Below are 18,807 nucleotides of genomic sequence, written 5' to 3' on the forward strand. Positions count from 1 at the left end.
TACCCGGTGGAGCGCATGATGCGCGACGCGAAGATCACCCAGATCTACGAGGGCACCAACCAGGTCCAGCGCATCGTCATGGCACGCAACCTGCCGTAAGGCACAGCACGCGAGAAGGGCCCCGCCGTGGGGGTCCCCCCTGCTCGAGCGAAGTCGAGAGCTTGGGGGAGGATCGGCGGGGCCCTCTCTGCGTACTGCGCGGGCGGCTCAGTAGCCTCCCGACACCGTCACCTTCTCGTCGTTCTTCAGCTCGTTCACCAGCGTCTTGACCCTCGCGGTGTCCCACTGGAGGTTGCCGTTCGCGGCGTTGCCGGAGAGCGGCATGTTCATGGACTTGCCGTCCCCACCCGTGACGCCCTTCATCGCCCAGAACATGGACGCCAGGTCGAACAGGCTCATGTCCTTGTCGACGGTCAGCGTGTCCAGGCCGGCCCCCATCGTCGGATACAGCTTGAAGGGGTTCAGGATCGTGGACGGGGTCGCCGTCTGGCCGGCGAGGGCCGCGAGGAACTTCTGCTGGTTCTTCGTACGGTCCAGGTCGCTGCCCGCGAACGCGTACCGGGTGCGGACGAAGGCCAGGGCCTGCTCGCCGTTGAGGGTCTGCTTGCCCGCCTTGAAGTCGGCGCCGGAGTTCTTGTCCTTGAACGCCTTGGGGATGTCCATCTCGACGCCGCCGACCGCGTCGACGATCTTGGCGAAGCCGGCGAAGCCGATCTCGGCGTAGTGGTCGATGTGCAGGCCGGTGTTGTACTCGACGGTGCGGACCAGCAGCTCGGGGCCGTCCTCCGCGTACGCGGCGTTCAGCTTCACCTGGCGGCCCGTGCCCTGGAAGGTCTTGCCCGACTCGGATCCGACGAAGGTCGGGATCACCACGTTCGAGTCGCGGGGCAGCGAGACCAGCGTGTTCCCGTTGTCGCCGACGTGCAGGATCATCATCGAGTCCGTGCGCTTGCCTTCGGCGGAGCCGGTGTGCAGCTCCTTCTTCTCCTCGGCGGTCATGCCCTCGCGGCTGTCGGAGCCGACGATCAGATAGTTCGTGCCGTCGCCCGCCGCGGGCCGGTCGATGACCTTCGAGAGGTCCACCTCACGCTTGAGCTTGGAGTCGGCCCAGAAGTACGTGCCGATCGAGACCGCGAGCAGGACCACGACGAGGGTGAGCGAGCCGACCTTTATTCGGCGCCGCCAGTTCGGCCTGGGCCGTGCGGTGCCGTAGTAGTCGTAATCGTCGTCGCCACCGCCCCGGCGGCCGCCGCCCGAGCCGTAGACCTGGCCCGTGTTGTAGCCGCTGTCGTAGACGTCGCCGTCGGCGTATCCGTCCTGATAGCGCTCGCCGTTTCCGTACGCGGGCTGCGCCGGGACTCCGCCGCGCGGCGGAGCCGACGGGCGGGGGCCGGGAACCTGGCCGCGCTGCACACGACGCATCACACGGGCGCCCTCGGGATCTGCGCTCGCGCTGCCGCGTCCATAACGGTCGCCGCCGTTGTCACGGGTGTCGCCGGTCCATCCGCCTGGCCAATCGCTCATGCCGCCAAGTGTGCAGTCTCCGGCTGTGTCTCCCACAAGGTCACGTGGAAAATCACACCAGGGCTGTTGCAGAGCTGACACATATACGCCCGGCATAAGGTGGAGGCCATGACAGACCAGGCCCACGGCGCGGAATCCGAAATTCCGGGCGCCATTCCGGGCAAGCCGACATCGGCCTCCCGCACCACGCTGAGCCACATCATGACCCACAACGACACCAACCTCCTCGGCACGGTGCACGGTGGCGTGATCATGAAACTGGTGGACGACGCCGCCGGTGCCGTCGCCGGACGGCACTCCGGCGGGCCCGCGGTCACCGCGTCGATGGACGAGATGGCGTTCCTGGAGCCGGTCCGGGTGGGCGATCTCGTGCATGTGAAGGCACAGGTCAACTGGGTCGGCCGGACCTCGATGGAGGTCGGCGTCCGGATCATGGCCGAGCGCTGGAACGAGTCGAATCCGGCCCAGCAGGTCGGCTCCGCGTATCTCGTGTTCACGGGCGTCGACGCCGACGGCAAGCCCCGCGTCGTACCGCCGGTGATCCCCGAGACCGAGCGGGACAAGCGCCGTTACCAGGAGGCGCAGATCCGGCGCACCCACCGGCTGGCGCGCCGCCGCGCCATCAAGGAGCTGCGCGAGCAGCGGGCGGCCGAGGGCTTCGAGGACTGAGGCGCCGCGCCGGCAGTCCGACCAGGGGCGTACGGCCTTGATCCGGGGCACGCGGCTGTGATCAGGGGCATACGACCTGGTCGCCGGTGACCGTCGAGATCTTGTCCGGCTGCACTTCCTCCTCCTCGACCCGCACCGGCTTGACCTGCTTGAAGTCCGTGCCCGCGATCACCTTCAGGAGCGAGCCCTGGCCCTTGACGGGGCGCAGCTCGCTGCCCGGCAGCGCCGTGGCGAGGGACCTGGCCGAGCGGTCCCAGCGGGGGTCGTACGTGACGATCGTGCGCTTCACTGTCCGGTGCTTCGCGTTCACCGGCTCCTTGGTCGTCAGGAAGCCGGCGGAGCGCAGGGCGCTGTCGACGCGGCGGCCGAGGCCGGCCAGGCCCGTGCCGTTCTCGACCTGCACCCGGATCTGCTGGGGTGCGACATCGACGACCGTCGCCCGCGGTTTCGCGCGGGGCGCGGTCAGCGGCTTGTCCTCGCGCAGCGCCTCGAAGATCTTCTCGGACTTGGCGGTGTCCCACTTCAGGGTCGAGCCGATGCCCTTCAACTGCTCGTACCCGTTGATCGGCACCGTCGTGAACTCCGACGACTTCGGTGAGAAGCTCCTCATCGCATGCCCCAGCGCGAGCATCTCGTTCGCGCCGAAGCCCTTGTCCGCGCGCACCGAGCCGAGCACGGCCTCAGAGACGTCGCGGAACTTCACCGGGTTCAGCAGGACGTCGGTCGACGTGGCCTTGGCGATCACCGCGGCCAGGAAGCGCTGCTGGCGCTGCATACGGCTCAGGTCGGAGGCCGCGTCGATGTACCGGGAGCGCACGTACTGCAGCGCCTCGCCGCCTTCCAGCGTGTGGGTGCCGGGGGAGAGGTCGAGACCCGTGTGCGAGTCCCTGAGCGGTTTCGTCGTGCAGATCTGCACACCGCCGAGTGCGTCCACCGTCTTCATGAAGCTGGTGAAGTCGACCTCGAGATAGTGGTCGATCTTGAGATGCGTCATGTGCTCGACGGTGCGCACGGTGAGCTGCGGGCCGCCCTCCGCGTACGCCGCGTTGATCTTGACCGGGTGGGAGTGGTGCTTCATGCCGGTGGTCTCGTCGAAGTGCGCGGGCATCTCGGCGTACGAGTCGCGCGGCAGGCTCACGACGCTGGCGCGCTTCCGGTCCTGCGAGATGTGCACGATCATGATCGTGTCCGTGCAGTGGCAGGGGGCGCCGCCCAGCCGGTACTTCGCCTTGTCCTCCCAGGAGAGCTTGTCGCGCTCGTCCGTGCCGACCAGCAGGAGGTTCATGCCATGGCCTGGGGCGGGCCGGTTCTTCATGTCCTTGAAGGGGTCGACCCGCTCGATCACCCCCTTGTCAACGCTGGTGACCAGCGCATGCCCGATCCCGGCCGAGGCCAGGACCACCACCGAGAGGGTGGTCACCGCCCGCATGGCCCACTTGGGCCGCCGCCTGCGGCGCGCGGTCCCCGGAGGCTCGGGCGCCGGTGCCGGCCGCCTGCTCCGCGACGGCTGCGGCTGCGGCTGGGGGCGGCGCTGCGGACGGGCGGGCGAGCTGGACGGCGTGGGCACGAGGGGGGTACCTCCCAGTACGGTCCGGGGACCGAGACGGGCCGGGTGATCCCGAGCACGGTACGGCGATACGAAATGCGGCCTGCGGTAATGGCCCGGACGGCGCGCGTCCCTGTCCCCCGTTCGCGGTAACGTGGCCCCTCGATGTGCACATCCCGAGGCTGTGACATCGGCGGTTGCCCGCCGTGCGGCCCCGGACCCCGGCCGGTACCCCCAACGTGACGCAGGAAGACATGACCCACCCTCCCGCCGTATCCGTGATCATGCCCGTCCTCAACGAGGAGCGGCATCTGCGCGGAGCCGTCCACGCCATCCTTGCGCAGGAGTACGAGGGCGAGATGGAGGTGGTCATCGCGCTCGGCCCGTCCACGGACCGTACGGACGAGATCGCCGCCGAGCTGGTACGCGAAGATCCCCGGGTGCACACGGTGCCGAACCCCACGGGCCGCACCCCCGCCGCGCTGAACGCCGCGATCAAGGCATCCCGGCACCCGATCGTGGTGCGCGTCGACGGTCACGGCATGCTCTCGCCGAACTACATCGCGACCGCCGTCCGCCTCCTGGAGGAGACGGGCGCGCAGAACGTCGGCGGCCTCATGTACGCCGAGGGCGAGAACGACTGGGAGCACGCGGTCGCTGCCGCCATGACCTCGAAGATCGGCGTCGGCAACGCGGCCTTCCACACGGGCGGTGAGGCGGCCCCCGCCGAGACCGTGTTCCTGGGTGTCTTCCGGCGCGCGGCGCTGGAGCAGCAGGGCGGTTACAACGAGGAGTTCATCCGCGCCCAGGACTGGGAGCTGAACTTCCGTATCCGTGAGGCGGGCGGCCTCATCTGGTTCTCGCCGGAGTTGAAGGTCTCGTACCGCCCGAGGCCCTCGGTGAAGGCGCTCGCCAAGCAGTACAAGGACTACGGCCGCTGGCGCCATGTCGTCGCGCGCTACCACCAGGGCTCGATCAACCTGCGCTACCTCGCTCCGCCGACCGCCGTGTGCGCCATCGCGGCGGGCATCGTCGTGGGCGCCGCGCTCACGCCGTGGGGCTTCGTGATCCCCGGCGGCTATCTCGCCGCCATCGCGGCCGGGTCCGTGCCCGCGGGGAAGGGCCTGCCGCTGAAGGCCCGGCTGCAGATCCCCGTGGCCCTCGCCACGATGCACATGTCGTGGGGCTGGGGCTTTCTGACCAGCCCGCGGGCACTGGCGAAGAAGGTCATCGCGTCGCGGCGGCCGGCGGTCGTCAGCGAGGCCGGACCGGTCTGATTCCCGGGAGCGCTCCCTACAGTTGGTAGACGCACATCAGCCCCGGAACCTGAGCGTGATCCAGGGCTGATGCAGGGGAGGGATGTCAGCAAACGGAGCTGGTGGATCCTCCGGTCGAGTTCAGGTAGCCGGTGGCGTGCGTGCAGTACGCGGCGGTGTTGGCCGCAGGGCCCCACAGCTCGGAGCGCGTGGTGTTGTCCAGGGTCGCCCGGCCGTAGTCGGTGCCGGTGTCCGACTCGTTGACAATCTTCACATAAAGGTCCCAAGTGGAGTGCGTGTCGCGGTACTGCTGCCACACGTAAATGTAGGCGTAGTTGGAGCCGCAGCCGTAGTACTGCTTGACGGAGGCGGCTTCAATGCCTCCCACGGTCAGAACGCGCGTGGTCCCGATCTGGGAGACGCTCGAACACGAGGACGGCGTGGAGGCGGAGGCACTGGGGGCCGCGACGACGCCGAGGCCGATCAGCGCGGCGAGAGAGGAAAGGACTGTTCCGATCTTCTTGGTTATGTTCATGGGCCGGATGCTCGCATAAGAGATCAATAAGCGAAAGTCCCTTTTCTGCAAGGAAGTTGGCGCCGAGGTGCCCTGTGTGACGCGCCCGCCCCAGTCGCCGGCCGCGTCACCAACCTGTCCGGGGCGGGACACTTAGGACCAGGTGAAGGCCGGGTTCACGCGCATACAGGCCTTCTCGTACGCGCCGTTGAGTGCGTCGGCCGACTTCGGGGTCTTGTCGTCGTCCGCCGCTGCCTTGTACGTGTTCCCTTCGCGCCAGTCGGCGCCCACGACCAGCGTGACCCCGGAGACGTCGGTCGACTTCTCCACCGAACTCAGCGGCATGCCGAGGGACTTGGCGACCGTCTGGGCGTCGCCCTCCAGGTCGGCGCTCGGGTAGCGCACGACCGTCTTGTCCTCGGCCAGCAGCACCGACGAGTCGGCTGCCGCCTTGGTGAAGCCCTTGCCGACGAGGAGTTGCGCCACCGTGTTCGCGCGCCCGGTGACCGGGCCGAGCGCTGCGGTGCGGGTGCCGTTCTGGACCTGCACACCGATCTCGTCGTCAGCGGCGGCCGGGTCCTTCGACACCTCGTCCTTGTCGGACTTCTTCTTGTCCTTGCCGTCCAGGGAGATGTCCTCACGCACCAGGCGGAACAGCTTCTCGGCGTCGCCGGGCTTCGGGATGACGCGTGCGCCGCGGTACTCGTACGGCATCGTGGTCATGGTGATCCGCTTCGGCGACACCTGCCTCAGCTGGGTGCCGAGGTCGTAGAGCTTCTTCACGGTGCCGAGGCCGTCGTCGACGGTGAGCGCCTCGGTGGCCGTCTCGGCAAGGGCACGCAGCTTGCCGGGGCTGGTCAGGGTGGCGTTCTTGCGCAGCTGGCGGATCAGCGAGTTCATGTACTGGTGCTGGGCCTTGGCGCGGGCGATGTCGCTGCCGTCCTCGAAGCCGTAGCGGGTGCGCAGCCACTGCAGGGCCTGCTTGCCCTTGATATAGGTCGTGCCCTTCTCCAACTTCAGCCCGGAACCATGGCCCTGACGGTCCTTCGAGTAGATGTTGGCGCTTACGCAGACCGGGACGCCGCCGACCGCGTCCGCCATCGACACCACACCGGAGAAGTCGACCATCATGAAGTGGTCGATGTGGATATTGGTCAGCTTCTCCCAGGTGGCGACCGTGCAGCCGGGGCCGCCGCGGCCGAGCGAGTCGTTCGTCATCACGGGCACCGTGCTCGCCGGATACACGTGCTTGGTGTCCGGGTCGGTGCACTTGGGGACCTGCAGCAGCGTGTCGCGCGGCATGCTGATCACGGACATATTGCTTCTGTCGGCGGACAGGTGCAGCAGCATCTGGACGTCCGCGCGGGGCGTGCCGCCGAAGGTGTCCCTGGCACCGCCGAGTTTCTGGTTCTCCTTGGTGTCCCGCGCGTCCGAGCCGATGAGCAGGATGTTCAGCGGGGTCTGGCCCGCGGCGTTCGCCTTCGCCTTGGCGGGCCTGTCCTTCTCGTCGCCGAGGTTCAGGTCTTCCTTCTTGAGGTTGCCGTTCAGGTGCTCGTAGTAGAGATAACCGGCACCCGCGGTGCCGAGTATCAGCACCGCCAGAACGGTGGCGAACCAGCGCAGTATCCGGCGTCTGCGGCGCGGTGGCCGGGGCCCGCCCGCGCGCCGGCGACCCCCGCCCCCGCCGTGCCGTCCGTGCTCCCGCCGCTCTGGCTCGGGCTCGTCGTCCCCCCGGCTCCGGCCTTCGTACAGGGTCTCGTCCCAGCCGAGCGCCTCGGCGTCCCGGACACGTGGTCTCGATCTCTCCCTGCGTACGCTGCCCTGCCCCATGTCGTGCCCCTCCCCACCCCTGTGCCTTGTGCAGCGGCCGCCCTGTTAGACGCAGGACGGCCGCTTCAGGTCACTTGGCACACACTGTTTTGTCCGCCTGGACGTTCTGGACCCCGTCCGTCGCCTTCGACGGATCGTCGGCCGTCACGCCGGCCCCCTTGTAGTCCTTGCCGAGCACCAGCCTCATCGCCGGCAGGCCCTGTGCGGTCGTCTCGCTCTCCCCCGGCTTGAGCTGGGACGCGGTCAGCCCCATGATGTCGGCGAGCTTGCGCGCCTGGTCGGCCTGGTCGGGCGCGTACTCGAGAGTCGTGGTCTTCTGCGTCTTGTCCGCGTTGCCGAGCTGGCTGGACTTGAGCACGCCCTCTTCGTTCTGCAGCCAGGTGAGGGTTTCCTGGGCGGAACCGGCGGCGGCACCGCCGTTGTAGATGTTGACCCGCACCTCGGAGGCGGCGGAGCGGGAGCCCTTGAGACGGGCCGCCACCTTCGCCTTCTCCTGACTCTTCACCTTCGTGAGGGAGATGTCCTCCTTCATGTAGGTGAACAGCGTCTTCGCCTTGGACTCGATGAGCGACACCGTCGCGCCGTCGGGGTTGTCGGCGACGGGCGCCGTGGCGAAGGTGAGGTTCTTGGTGTTGACCTTGCCGATCTCCTGGCCCAGGGCGGCGAGCTTCTTGATGTCGGCGATCTTGGAGTCGACCGTCAGCGCCTTGGTGCCCGCCTCCGCGAGGTCGAGCATCTTCGACGGACTGGTGAGCGTGTCGTTCGACTTGAGCTTGCGCATCAGCGAGCTGAGGAACTGCTGCTGCAGCTGGATACGGCTCAGGTCACCGCCGAATCCCACGGAATGGCGCGTACGGACGAAGGCGAGCGCCTGACTGCCCTTGATGGTGTGCTTGCCCTTGGAGAGCTTGAGGTGCGACTTCGGGTCGTTTATGTCCTTGGCGAGGCAGACCTCCACGCCGCCGACCGCGGTCGACAGCGTCTTCACCGCGTTGAAGTCGGCCACCATGAAGTGGTCGGGAACCAGGCCGGTGATCTCGGTGACCGTGCGCATCGTGCAGCTCGGCGTACGGCCTTCCTGGCCGAGGCTCTCGTTGAAGCGGGTCTCCGCGGTGCCCGGGATGGTCTTTTTGGTGCCGTCTTTCTGCGTGGTCGGGCAGTCCGGGATGTTCACGATCAGGTCGCGCGGAATGCTCAACGCGGTCGCGTTCGTCCGGTCCTTGGAGACGTGGAGCAGGATCGTGGTGTCCGCGTGACCGACGCTGCCGGAGTCGCCGTAGCCCTCGTTGCCCTTGCCGGTGCGTTTGTCGGTGCCGATCAGCAGGATGTTGATCGCCCGGTCCTTGCTGAAACCGCCGGTGCCCGCGCCGTCGTCGGGGAGAGCGGTGATGTTGTTGTTGAGGTGCTCGTAGTAGAGGTACGCGGCCGCCGAAGTTCCGACGAGGACGAAGGCCATGATGCCTCCGGTCCAGATCAGTACCTTCTTCGTCTTCGACTTCTTCGGCCGGCCCTTGCGGCGGCTCGGGGGCGGCTCGGGCGCCCGTCGCCTGCGGGGTCCGGGCACTTCGGGGCCGCGAGGCGCCGGAGTGTCCCTGACCGGGGCGGTGCGCCCTCGCGGGGCGGCTGGTGCACCCGCGGGTGAACGAAGCTGAGGGCCGGGGCCGCCGCGGGATCTGCGGGGGCCCGGGACTGATGATTGCCCACCGGAGGGGGTCAGTCGCAGTTCGTAGTCACCGGTGTCGGGGTTCAATACCCACTGGTCTGCGGGGTCGATGTCGTCCGCCCGCCAACGGCCTTGCGCGTCCACGGTTGTCTGAGTCCTCCGTCGGGGCCACGCGGCGCCTTCCCCCCTCAAAAGGCGCTCGGTCGGTCGGTGAAACAGTGCGCGACCTCGAGGCCTGGTGCACCGGACCGCTCACACTATCCGCCCAGTTCAGCGTCCAGCGACGGCGGTGACAAATTACACGTCCCTACAACCGGGCAATCCGGTGCAATTCCTGGAAGACATTTTCACGGGGTTGGCGAGTGCTTTACCCGCAGCTGTCGTCGGCCGCCGTGTTCCCGCGAAATATGGAGGGCGGGTTCGTGGCCCCTTCGTCCCCTTCCTCCTTGTCCGACCGGGGTGTCACGGCCACCGGCGCGTCCCTGCGGAGCTCGGCGAAGAGCTGGTCTGCGGCGGGTTCGACTAGTTGGTCCCGGTTCGCGTTGTATGCGTAGGGTGCCCGGGGAACCGTAAGGAACTGCACCCGTTCCGTGGGGATGTCGCGCATGCTGCGTACCAAGTCGTAAAGACCTCGCAGACTTCCCAAGCCCGGATCCGTGGTCAGCGACGAGGTCGCGGCATCAAGCACCGGATAGAGCTTCACCGGATTGAGCAGTACGTCGTTGCTCCGCAGCTTGTTGACGACGGCGCCGAGAAACTGCTGCTGGCGGTCCATGCGCTCGGTGTCGCTGCCGTTGCCGAGGCTCTTGCGCGCACGTACGAAACCGAGGGCCTCTTCGCCGGTCAGCCGGTGGCGGCCCGCATCCAGCTTCACCTGGGCGTCCGGGTCGTCGATCGGCTCCGCGAGACAGACGTCCACGCCGCCCAGCGCATCGACCATCTTCGTGAAGCCGCCGAAGTCCACGACCATGTGGTGGTCGATGCGTATGTCGGTGAGCTTCTCGACGGTCCGGATCGTGCAGGCCGAGCCGCCCGCCTCGAAGGCGTGGTTGAACATCGCGAACACCGGCGCGGTGCGCGTGCCGTCCGGCTTGTGGCAGCTGGGCACGTCGACCATCAGGTCGCGGGGTATGGAGACGGCGGTCGCGCTCTGCCGGTCTGCGGCGAGGTGCAGCAGGATCGTGGTGTCGGAGCGCGCGGTGCCCGAGTCCCGGCCGTACTTGCTGTTGCCCGCGCCGGCGCGGGTGTCGGAACCGATCAGAAGTATGTTCTGCGCGCCCTGCACCAACGGCTCCGGGCGCTCCTTCTCGTACCGCTTGAGCTCCTCGGCCGCCTGCATGTCCTTGGTGATGTTGCCGTTGAGCTTCTCGTACACCGCCCATCCGGTGCCGCCCGCGGCGAGTACGAAGACGGCCGTGCCGAAGGCGGTCCGGCGCAGCCACCGCTTCCGCCGCTGCCGCCCGCGCCCGCCCGCGGCGGAGGCGCCTGCACCCGGGCCCAGTACGGATCGCCGTCCGGCGGCCCCCGGGCCGGGAGGTGCGGCCGCGCGCGCCTCAGGGCCGGACGTGGGCTGTGCCGACCCCGTCGACCCAGGCGTTTCGCCGTCCGGCTGATCAGCTCCGGAAGGCGTGCCGGCGGTGTCGGTCACGTCTGCCTCCACCCCTCGTGGCGTCCCCTGGCGTAGGTGGTGCTCTTACGACCATGACGCGGGGCGGGCGCGGGGGCCTGCGGACCGGGGTGTCGGCTGGGCCGAACGGGTTATCCAGCCCGTCCGGCGTTTGAGGACGAGCCCGAAGGCGATTCGGGGGTGCGGGGGCGGAGCCCCCGGCGGGCGCCCAGAGGGACTGCGCGGCCTCAGCGCGCGGTCGCCGTCACCCGCTCGCTCTCGATCCGCTTCTCGAGCCCCTCCGCGCCGAGCCGGTCCACGTGCCGGCACAGGACGACGGAGCCGCCCGTCGCCAGCGGCGCGTACAGCCCGGCGCTCAGCCCCTCCCAGGTGTCGTACGGCAGCGTGGACAGCAGCCGCGATCCGGGGCCCGTCAGACCGAGACCGGCCGCATCGCCGAGTGCGCGCTCGACCACCTCGGCGCCCGACAGCTCCGCCCCGGCGACGATCAGTGCGGGCTCCTCCGGGTCCACCGGCGCGTACGGCGCGAAGCGGTCGCCCTGGCTCGGCACCTCGACCGCGTAGTCCATGAACCCTTCGGGCGGCTGCGGGAACCGGCCGCCGAGCGGACGCAGCGCCAGCGCCACGCGTTCCCCGGAGCAGGCGCGCGCCGCGTCGAGCGAGTCGGGACCGCTGACCACGAGATCGGCGGCCGCCGGGTTGCCGCCGACGTCCGCGATGACGCCCACCGACGAACAGGCCATGAGCCACGCCGCCGTCTGCCAGTGCGCGGGCAGCAGCAGCGCGAGCCGGTCGCCGGGCTCCGCGGCAAGGTCGCCCTGCAGCAGATTGGCCGTCTTGGCCACCCAATTGGCGAAGGTGGCCACGGACAATTCGACGCGCTCGCCGGTGGCGTCGTCGTAGAAGGTCACCAAGGGGCGCGCCGGGTCCGCGGCGAGCGCGGATCGCAGCAGGTCGGCGGGGGTGCGATCGGTGGCGTTCACGCCGCAAGGTTACGCGTCCCGATGGCTGGAGCGTGCGCCCGGCCGGGGGATCGCCGGTCCTGCGGTGGCTCGATTTCAGCCGACGGGCCGTCAGCATTCCATAGACAGAAATATCCCGCTATGTACAACATCACGTGCATGCGTGGAATCCTTGCCTCCTCCATCGGCGTCACATGCGCGACAGCTCTCGCGCTCCCACTCGCTCTCCCGTCCATCGGCGCCCAGGCCGCCACGGCCGTCCCGCTGAGGGCCGATCCACTGTCTCCCCCTCGCGGCACCGCACCGGCGTCGTCCGGTGTTACGGCGGACCGTCCCGCTGTGCCTCTTCCCGGCCTCGGCCCCGCGGCTGCCGTCCCCGGCGGCAGGGGGCTGTTCGGCTCTGCTGAGCGCGGGCCGGGGCTGGTCGGCTTCGGTGACCGCGGCCGGACCACGGTCGGTCCGGTGGCTGAACCCCGGGCAGGTGAAGGCCGGGCAGCGGGTGACCCGGCTGCCCGTGCCCCCTCCGCCGGCGCCCAAGTCCCGTGGGCCTCCCAGGAGTCCATTCCGTCTGAGGAGTCCAACCCGCTCGAGGAATCCAACCCGTCCGAGGAGTCCGTCCCGTCCGAGGAGTCCGTCCCGGGCAGCACCCAGTCACTTCCGCTCGCACCCCTGCCATCCCCCCGCTCCTTCGGCCCCCGTGCCCGTTCCCTGGGTTTCGCCGCCGGTTCGTTCGGTTCCCGGGCCGCCGCTCAGGGCCTGCCGGAGCGCGATGTCCGGCGTTTCTCGCTCGTGGGCGTCGTCTGGGACAACCCGGACACCGAGCTGCACGGCCGGGTCCAGGTGCGCACCCGGGCCACCGGCACCAGCACCTGGTCCGACTGGCAGGACCTGGACACCCACAACCTCGAGCACGCCGCCGACGCCGGGAGCGCCGAGCGTGCTTCGCGCCGGGTCCGCGGATCCACCGCACCGCTGTGGGTGGGCGATTCGGACGGGGTGGAGGTCCGCGTGAGCCCGGAGACCCCGACCGAAGAGCACGCCCCGGAGCACGGCACAGCGCTTCCCGAGGGCATGCGCCTCGAACTCGTCGACCCCGGCGACGAGTCGTCCGCCGGGCAGGCTCCCGCGGCCGGACCGCAGGCCGCTCCCGCGGACGAGCACCCTCCGCAGGGCGCGCTCAACGACGAGACGCCCGCGGAGGACGCTCTCAACTCGCCCGGCGTCCCCAGCGCCCCCGACTCGCCCGGCGTCCCCAGTGCCCCCAGCCCGCGCAGCGCAGCCAGGGCGCCCGGCTCACTTGGCGCGCCCGGCGCCCAGGGTTCACCGGACGCCACCTCCCAGGGCGCCACACGCCACGTACCCCTGACGCCCGATCAGACGGCATCCGCCGCCAACGCAGGCCTCGGCCCGCTCGGCGCCGACGTCATCCAGGCGCTCAGCAGGACCCAGACCCGGGACGGGCTCATCGCGGCCCCGGGCAAGGCCGGTGCCGCAGGGGCGAGCCCCTACATCGGCCCCCGCCCGCGCATCATCACGCGCAAGGGCTGGCGGGCGGACGAGAAGCTGAGGGAGCGCAAGTTCCTCTATACGAAGACCGTGCAGGCGGCGTTCGTGCACCACACCGCAACCGGCAACAATTACCGCTGCTCACAAGCCGCTTCACTCATCCGCAGTATTTATCGCTACCACGTCAAGAGCAACGGCTGGCGTGACATCGGCTACAACTTCCTCGTCGACAAGTGCGGAAACATCTACGAGGGCCGCGCCGGGGGCGTGGAGAAGCCCGTCATGGGCGCACACACGCTCGGTTTCAACACCAACAGCATGGGCATCGCCGTCCTCGGCACCTTCACCAGATCGAAGCCGCCCGCCGCGGCCGTCACGGCTGTGGCCAGGCTGACCGCATGGAAGCTCGGTCTCTTCGGTGCCAATCCGTGGGGCTCGACGGTTCTCACATCGGGGGGCAGCAACAAGTACAAGAAGGGCAGGAAGGTAAGGCTCCGCGTGATCTCGGGGCACCGGGACGGCTTCCTCACCGAGTGCCCGGGTGCAGCCCTCTACCGGCAGCTAAACGGGCTCCGGATCGCTTCGGCCCGCTTCCAGGGCCGCTGACCGACCTGGGAACACAGCACCGCTGCGGCGCACGACCGCACCACTGCCGCACCACTGCGGTGCACTTCCGCACACCGCGGACTCTCGCCGCGGGCTGAACAGAACAGCTGCTCGGTACAACCGCACGGTCTGCATACACTGGCCGGCCGAAAGAGTATTCGGCCGGCCCCAGCAGGAAGCAGAGACGACAGGTGACTGAAGCGATCCTCCTGGTCGGCGGCAAGGGCACACGACTGCGTCCGCTCACGGTCAACACGCCGAAACCGATGGTCCCGGCGGCGGGCGTGCCGTTCCTCACGCACCAACTGGCCCGCGCAAGAGCCGCGGGCGTCGAGCACATCGTCCTGGCGACCTCGTATCTGGCCGAGGTCTTCGAGCCGTACTTCGGCGACGGCTCCCGCCTCGGCCTGCATCTCGAGTACGTCACCGAACGCGAGCCGCTGGGCACGGGCGGCGCGATCCGCAACGTCGCGTCGCGCCTGCACGGCGGCCCGGACGATCCGGTGCTGATCTTCAACGGCGACATCCTGACCGGACTGGACATCCCCGCCCTGGTCTCGGTGCACGAGTCGTCGGGCGCGGACGTCTCCCTGCACCTCACCCGGGTCGAGGACCCGCGGGCGTACGGCCTTGTCCCCACCGACGGCACCGGGCGGGTGACGGCCTTCCTGGAGAAGCCGCAGACGCCCGAGGAGATCGTCACCGACCAGATCAACGCGGGCGCGTACGTGTTCCGCCGCTCGGTCATCGACACGATCCCGGCGGGCCGCCCTGTCTCGGTGGAACGCGAGACGTTCCCCGGGCTGCTGGCCTCAGGGGCGCACCTCCAGGGCATGGTCGACTCCACGTACTGGCTGGACCTCGGTACACCCCAGGCCTTCGTACGCGGCTCCGCCGACCTCGTCCTCGGCAGGGCCCCTTCGCCGGCGGTCCCGGGCCGCTGCGGCGACTGCCTGGTGCTGCCATCGGCGCGGGTGGCGCCCGACGCCAAGCTGACCGAGGGCACGGTGATCGGCGAGAACGCCCTCATCGGCGAGGGCGCCCGGATCTCGGGCAGCACGATCCACGCCGGCGCCGTCGTCGAACCGGGCGCCGTCATCACGGACTCCCTCATCGGCGCCGGAGCCCGCATCGGCGCCCGCACGATCCTCTCGGGCGTGGTCGTGGGCGACGGCGCACACATCGGCCCCGACAACGAACTGCGGGAGGGCGTGCGGGTGTGGTGCGACGCGGAGCTCCCCGCGGGGGCGGTGCGGTTCTCGTCGGACCAATGAGCCCCGTACCGCGTTTGCGGGCAGGCGTTGCGCAGGGCTGGGGGCACCTCCCACGCCCTTAAGGCAGAGGGGGAGGTTGGGTACAAACGCCCCACGCCCGCACCCGACGACGAAACCTGTGGGCCCGGGGGCCCGGGGCGAAGCCCCGGTTTTTCGGGGAAGGGGCGGGCTGGGGGAGAAAACACCGCATACCCTCAGAGGGCACACCGACAACCCCAAGGACCCCAACCGTGGCAGGCCGCTTCTCCCCCCGCCCCGCCGTCACCCGCACAACACTGCGAGGCGGCGACACGGCCATGCCCACAGAGCCCGCAGAAAGCCACCCCACAGCGCTCCCCCACCAGCGCCCCGCCCCCCGAACCCGCCGCTGGACCCCACCAGGCCCCCTGAACCTGGCCCTCGTACTGGGCCCCCTCCGCCGCGGCCCCGGCGACCCCACCTTCAGACCCACCCCGGACGGCGCCATCTGGCGCACCAGCCGCACCCCGCAGGGCCCCGGCACGCTTCGGGTCTCCCTGCACCCGGACGCCGCCGAGGCCGAAGGTGAGGCGTGGGGCCCCGGCGCGGAATGGCTGCTGGACCAACTCCCGTGCATGCTGGGTGAGTTGGACGACCCGTCGGCCTTCACCCCCCGCCACCGCCTGCTCGCGCTCACCGAGCGCCGACGGCCGGGTCTGCTCCTCACCCGTACCGGCCTGGTCATGGAGTCTCTGATCCCGTCGATCCTGGAGCAGAAGGTCACGACGGACGAGGCGTACCGCGCGTGGCGGCTCCTGGTGCGCAGGTTCGGCGAGCCTGCTCCGGGCCCGGCCCCCGACCGTATGTACGTGATGCCGGATCCGCGTACCTGGGCGCTGATCCCGTCCTGGGAGTGGCACCGCGCGGGCGTCGACAACAAGCGCGCCTCGACCATTCTGCGGGCGGTCCGGGTCGCCCGGCGGCTGGAGGAGGCGGCGGCCATGGAACCCGCGAAAGCCCAGGCCCGCCTGGAACTGATCCCCGGCATCGGCCCCTGGACCTCCGCCGAGACCGTGCAGCGCAGCAACGGCGCCCCGGACGCGATCACCGTCGGAGACCTGCACCTCCCCGGCATCGTCGGCTACGCCCTCGCGGGCGAGCGGGACGCGGACGACGCGAGGATGCTGGAACTGCTCGAGCCGTACGCCGAGCAGGGCCAGCGGCACCGCGCGGCCCGGCTGATCCTGCTCAGCGGCCACGCACCACCGCGCCGCATGCCCCGCATGCCGCGCGCCAACATCGCGGCACTCTGACCGACCAGCCCGGCGCACCTCGACGAACGCGTCCAGCGCACCCCGACGAACGTCCAGCGCACCCTGACAAACGTCTAGCGCACCTCGATGAAGGCCGTCGCCTCACGCGCGGGCCGCGCCTTCGGCGGTTCGGCCGCGTGCCCCACGGCCACCGCCCCCATCGGGTCCCAGTCCTCCGGCAGCTCCAGGACCTCCCGAACGACATCGCGGCAGAACATCGTCGACGACACCCAGGCGGAGCCGAGCCGCTCGCCGGCCAGCGCGACGAGGAAGTTCTGCACGCCCGCGCCGGCCGCGACGACGAACATCTCGCGCTCGGCACCGTCCCGTCGCGGGTCGCCGTACGTGTGCGCGCCGTCCGTCACGAGGCAGGGCACCACCAAGTAGGGCGCATTGCGCAGCACGTCGCCGCGCCGGACGCGCTTAGCGATGGACTCCTCGGACTTGCCGTCGCGCCGCAGATCCGCGAACCAGGCGTCCCGCATCGCGTCGAGCAGCCGCGTCCGCGACTCCGGTGACTCGAGCAGGACGAAGCGCCACGGGGTCGTGTGGTGCGGCGCAGGCGCGGTCACGGCGGCCGCGACCGCGCGCCGTACCGCACCCGGGTCCACCGGCTCGTCCGTGAAGGCGCGGACGGTACGCCGCTGGGTCACCGCCTCACGCACGGCCTCCGACGTGCCGAGCCGGAACATGTCGTCACGGGCGGAACGGACCATCGCCCGGGCCCCCTCGGCCTCCTCAGCCACCACGTGGGGGAGGCCCCGGACCACCGCGACGGGCAGTCCTTCGGCCTTGCCCTTCACAAGATCCCCCGCGGCGGCCAGCTCGTCCGCGGTGGCGACGACGGTCGCGCTCAGCGGATTGCCGTACGCGTCGGTCCCGCCGCGCAGATCGTCCAGCACACGCACGCCCGCGGCGCCGATGGCGACATCCGTCAGACCGTTGCGCCAGGGCCGCCCGAAGGTATCGGTGACCAGCACGCCCACGTCGACGCCGAGCGCGTCGCGCAGCCCGTCCCGGACCGCCCGCGCCGACGCGTCGGGGTCCTCGGGCAGCAGCAGCACGGTCCCCGCGGGCGTGTTGGAGGCGTCGACCCCGGCCGCGGCCATCACCAGGCCCTGCCGGTTCTCGACGATACGAAGGGTCCCGCGGCGCGCCACGACACGTACCGTCTCGGCGTCGATGGCGGACTCGCGCGAGTCGGCGGCCATGATGCGGCCCTCCGCCTTGGAGACGATCTTCGAGGTGACGAGGACGACGTCGCCGTCCGCAAGACCCGGCTCCGTGGCCGCGATGAGCTTGGCCAGATCGTCGCCCTCACGCACCTCGGGAATCCCGGGCAAGGCCCACACCCGGAAGCCCGCCGCAGCGGCCGGCGCATGCGCACCGCCGCCTTCGTCAGCCACCGCATACCTGCCGGTCAGGCCACCGGGCTCGCCAGCACCACCGGCGGCACCAGGGTCGCCAGCACCACCGGCGGCGACAACACCGTCGTCGGTCACCCCACGCCCGCCGGCCGCACCCCCCACGCTCGTCATCCGCGGACCTCCTCCGCCAGCGTGAGCGCCTCGCGGGCCATCTGTGCGGCGGCGTCGACGTCGGTCATCATCAGCGGCACCGCGCGGCAGCGGATGCCGGCGGACTCGACCCGCTCCACGGAGCCCGTGTCGACGGTGTCCACGAGCCATCCGTCCAGCAGCCCCGAGCCGTAGTGCTCGGCGACCGCGGCGGCGGTGGACTCCACGCCCACCGCGGCGAGGACCTTGTCGGCCATGCCGCGCACGGGCGCGTCCCCGACGATCGGTGAGAGGCCCACGACCGGAACGCCCGCGTCGGCGATCGCCTCGCGGATCCCCGGCACGGCGAGGATCGTGCCGATGCTCACGACCGGGTTGGACGGCGGGAAGAGGACGACATCCGCCCCGGCGATGGCCTCCAGCACGCCGGGCGCGGGCTTGGCCTGCTCGGCACCGACCGGTACGACCGCCTCGGCGGGCACGGACGCGCGCAGGCGCACCCAGTACTCCTGGAAGTGGATGGCCTTGCGCTCGCCGGAGCCCGCGGCGGAGCCGCTATCGGGCAACGTGACGGCGACGTGCGTCTCGATGCGGTCGTCGGACATGGGCAGCAGCCGCACACCCGGCTTCCACCGGTCGCACAGCGCCTCGGTGACGGCACTGAGCGGATACCCCGCGCTCAGCATCTGCGTCCGCACGATGTGCGTGGCGAAGTCGCGGTCGCCGAGGCCGAACCACTCGGGCCCGACGCCGTACGCCGCGAGCTCCTCCTTGAGGTGGAACGTCTCGTCCGTACGCCCCCAGCCCTGCTCCTCGTTGATGCCGCCGCCGAGCGTGTACATCACCGTGTCCAGGTCCGGGCAGACCTTCAGACCGAAGAGGTGGATGTCGTCCGCGGTGTTGCCGATGACGGTGATGTCGGCGTCCGGGACGGTCTGCTTGAGACCGCGGAGGAACCGGGCACCACCGATGCCGCCTGCCAGAACCACAATGCGCATGCCGTCAGTCTTGCAGGCGGGTACGACACCGCGTGAGCCGGTTA

At 70.2% G+C, this 18,807-nt stretch carries 15 protein-coding genes; 6 read left to right on the forward strand and 9 right to left on the reverse strand.

What is annotated here, in order from left to right; genetic code table 11:
- Window positions 1-99: acyl-CoA dehydrogenase family protein (locus tag ABT009_RS43690; protein ID WP_155525297.1), on the forward strand; the 99-nt coding region annotated here is incomplete at its 5' end.
- 108 nt (window positions 100-207) lie between these two features.
- On the opposite strand, the gene ABT009_RS43695 is transcribed toward ABT009_RS43690, so the two are convergent.
- Entirely contained in the window at window positions 208-1,524 is a 1,317-nt protein-coding gene (locus tag ABT009_RS43695; RefSeq protein ID WP_351307778.1) for an LCP family protein, read from the reverse strand.
- A 108-nt stretch (window positions 1,525-1,632) separates the two neighbouring features.
- On the opposite strand from ABT009_RS43695, the gene ABT009_RS43700 reads away from it, so the two are divergent.
- A complete protein-coding gene (locus tag ABT009_RS43700; protein ID WP_351307781.1) occupies window positions 1,633-2,193 on the forward strand; it encodes an acyl-CoA thioesterase in 561 nt (186 codons plus the stop codon).
- Window positions 2,194-2,254: 61 nt separating this feature from the next.
- On the opposite strand, the gene ABT009_RS43705 is transcribed toward ABT009_RS43700, so the two are convergent.
- Complete coding sequence (locus tag ABT009_RS43705) at window positions 2,255-3,760, reverse strand: LCP family protein (protein WP_351307784.1); 1,506 nt, start codon at window positions 3,758-3,760, stop codon at window positions 2,255-2,257.
- A gap of 233 nt (window positions 3,761-3,993) precedes the next feature.
- Here ABT009_RS43705 and ABT009_RS43710 point away from each other — a divergent pair, with 233 nt between their 5' ends.
- Window positions 3,994-5,016, forward strand: coding sequence for a glycosyltransferase family 2 protein (locus ABT009_RS43710; protein ID WP_351307787.1), 1,023 nt, complete (start codon window positions 3,994-3,996; stop codon window positions 5,014-5,016).
- 85 nt (window positions 5,017-5,101) lie between these two features.
- Here ABT009_RS43710 and ABT009_RS43715 read toward each other — a convergent pair whose 3' ends face one another.
- From ABT009_RS43715 to ABT009_RS43735, 5 genes are all read right to left on the reverse strand, one after another.
- Complete coding sequence (locus ABT009_RS43715; RefSeq protein ID WP_351307790.1) at window positions 5,102-5,530, reverse strand: hypothetical protein; 429 nt, start codon at window positions 5,528-5,530, stop codon at window positions 5,102-5,104.
- Between the two features lie 132 nt (window positions 5,531-5,662).
- Entirely contained in the window at window positions 5,663-7,339 is a 1,677-nt protein-coding gene (locus tag ABT009_RS43720; protein WP_351307792.1) for an LCP family protein, read from the reverse strand.
- Window positions 7,340-7,409: 70 nt separating this feature from the next.
- The gene (locus ABT009_RS43725) at window positions 7,410-9,146 is read right to left on the reverse strand and encodes an LCP family protein (protein ID WP_351307794.1); all 1,737 of its coding nucleotides are present in this window, start codon (window positions 9,144-9,146) and stop codon (window positions 7,410-7,412) included.
- A 223-nt stretch (window positions 9,147-9,369) separates the two neighbouring features.
- The gene (locus ABT009_RS43730) at window positions 9,370-10,503 is read right to left on the reverse strand and encodes an LCP family protein (protein ID WP_351307858.1); all 1,134 of its coding nucleotides are present in this window, start codon (window positions 10,501-10,503) and stop codon (window positions 9,370-9,372) included.
- Between the two features lie 353 nt (window positions 10,504-10,856).
- Complete coding sequence (locus ABT009_RS43735) at window positions 10,857-11,612, reverse strand: TIGR03089 family protein (RefSeq protein ID WP_351307797.1); 756 nt, start codon at window positions 11,610-11,612, stop codon at window positions 10,857-10,859.
- A 441-nt stretch (window positions 11,613-12,053) separates the two neighbouring features.
- Here ABT009_RS43735 and ABT009_RS43740 point away from each other — a divergent pair, with 441 nt between their 5' ends.
- The 3 genes from ABT009_RS43740 (at window position 12,054) to ABT009_RS43750 (ending at window position 16,248) form a co-directional block, all read left to right on the forward strand.
- Complete coding sequence (locus ABT009_RS43740; protein ID WP_502990079.1) at window positions 12,054-13,703, forward strand: N-acetylmuramoyl-L-alanine amidase; 1,650 nt, start codon at window positions 12,054-12,056, stop codon at window positions 13,701-13,703.
- A 191-nt stretch (window positions 13,704-13,894) separates the two neighbouring features.
- Window positions 13,895-14,977 (forward strand): mannose-1-phosphate guanylyltransferase, encoded by a 1,083-nt coding sequence (manB, locus tag ABT009_RS43745; RefSeq protein ID WP_351307804.1) that lies wholly within the window; start codon window positions 13,895-13,897, stop codon window positions 14,975-14,977.
- Between the two features lie 230 nt (window positions 14,978-15,207).
- Window positions 15,208-16,248, forward strand: coding sequence for a DNA-3-methyladenine glycosylase family protein (locus tag ABT009_RS43750; protein WP_351307807.1), 1,041 nt, complete (start codon window positions 15,208-15,210; stop codon window positions 16,246-16,248).
- Between the two features lie 74 nt (window positions 16,249-16,322).
- Here ABT009_RS43750 and ABT009_RS43755 read toward each other — a convergent pair whose 3' ends face one another.
- Window positions 16,323-17,786 carry a coenzyme F420-0:L-glutamate ligase gene (locus ABT009_RS43755; protein WP_351307809.1) on the reverse strand — a complete coding sequence of 488 codons (1,464 nt, stop codon included), beginning with the start codon at window positions 17,784-17,786 and terminating at the stop codon, window positions 16,323-16,325.
- On the reverse strand, window positions 17,783-18,763 hold the full coding sequence (gene cofD / locus ABT009_RS43760; RefSeq protein ID WP_351307812.1) for a 2-phospho-L-lactate transferase: 981 nt from the start codon (window positions 18,761-18,763) through the stop codon (window positions 17,783-17,785). Before cofD ends, ABT009_RS43755 begins: the two co-directional genes overlap by 4 nt.
- Between the last annotated feature and the right edge of the window lie 44 nt (window positions 18,764-18,807).

The organism is Streptomyces sp. NPDC002896, from assembly GCF_040295225.1.
In the GTDB taxonomy this organism is placed as follows: Bacteria; Actinomycetota; Actinomycetes; order Streptomycetales; family Streptomycetaceae; genus Streptomyces.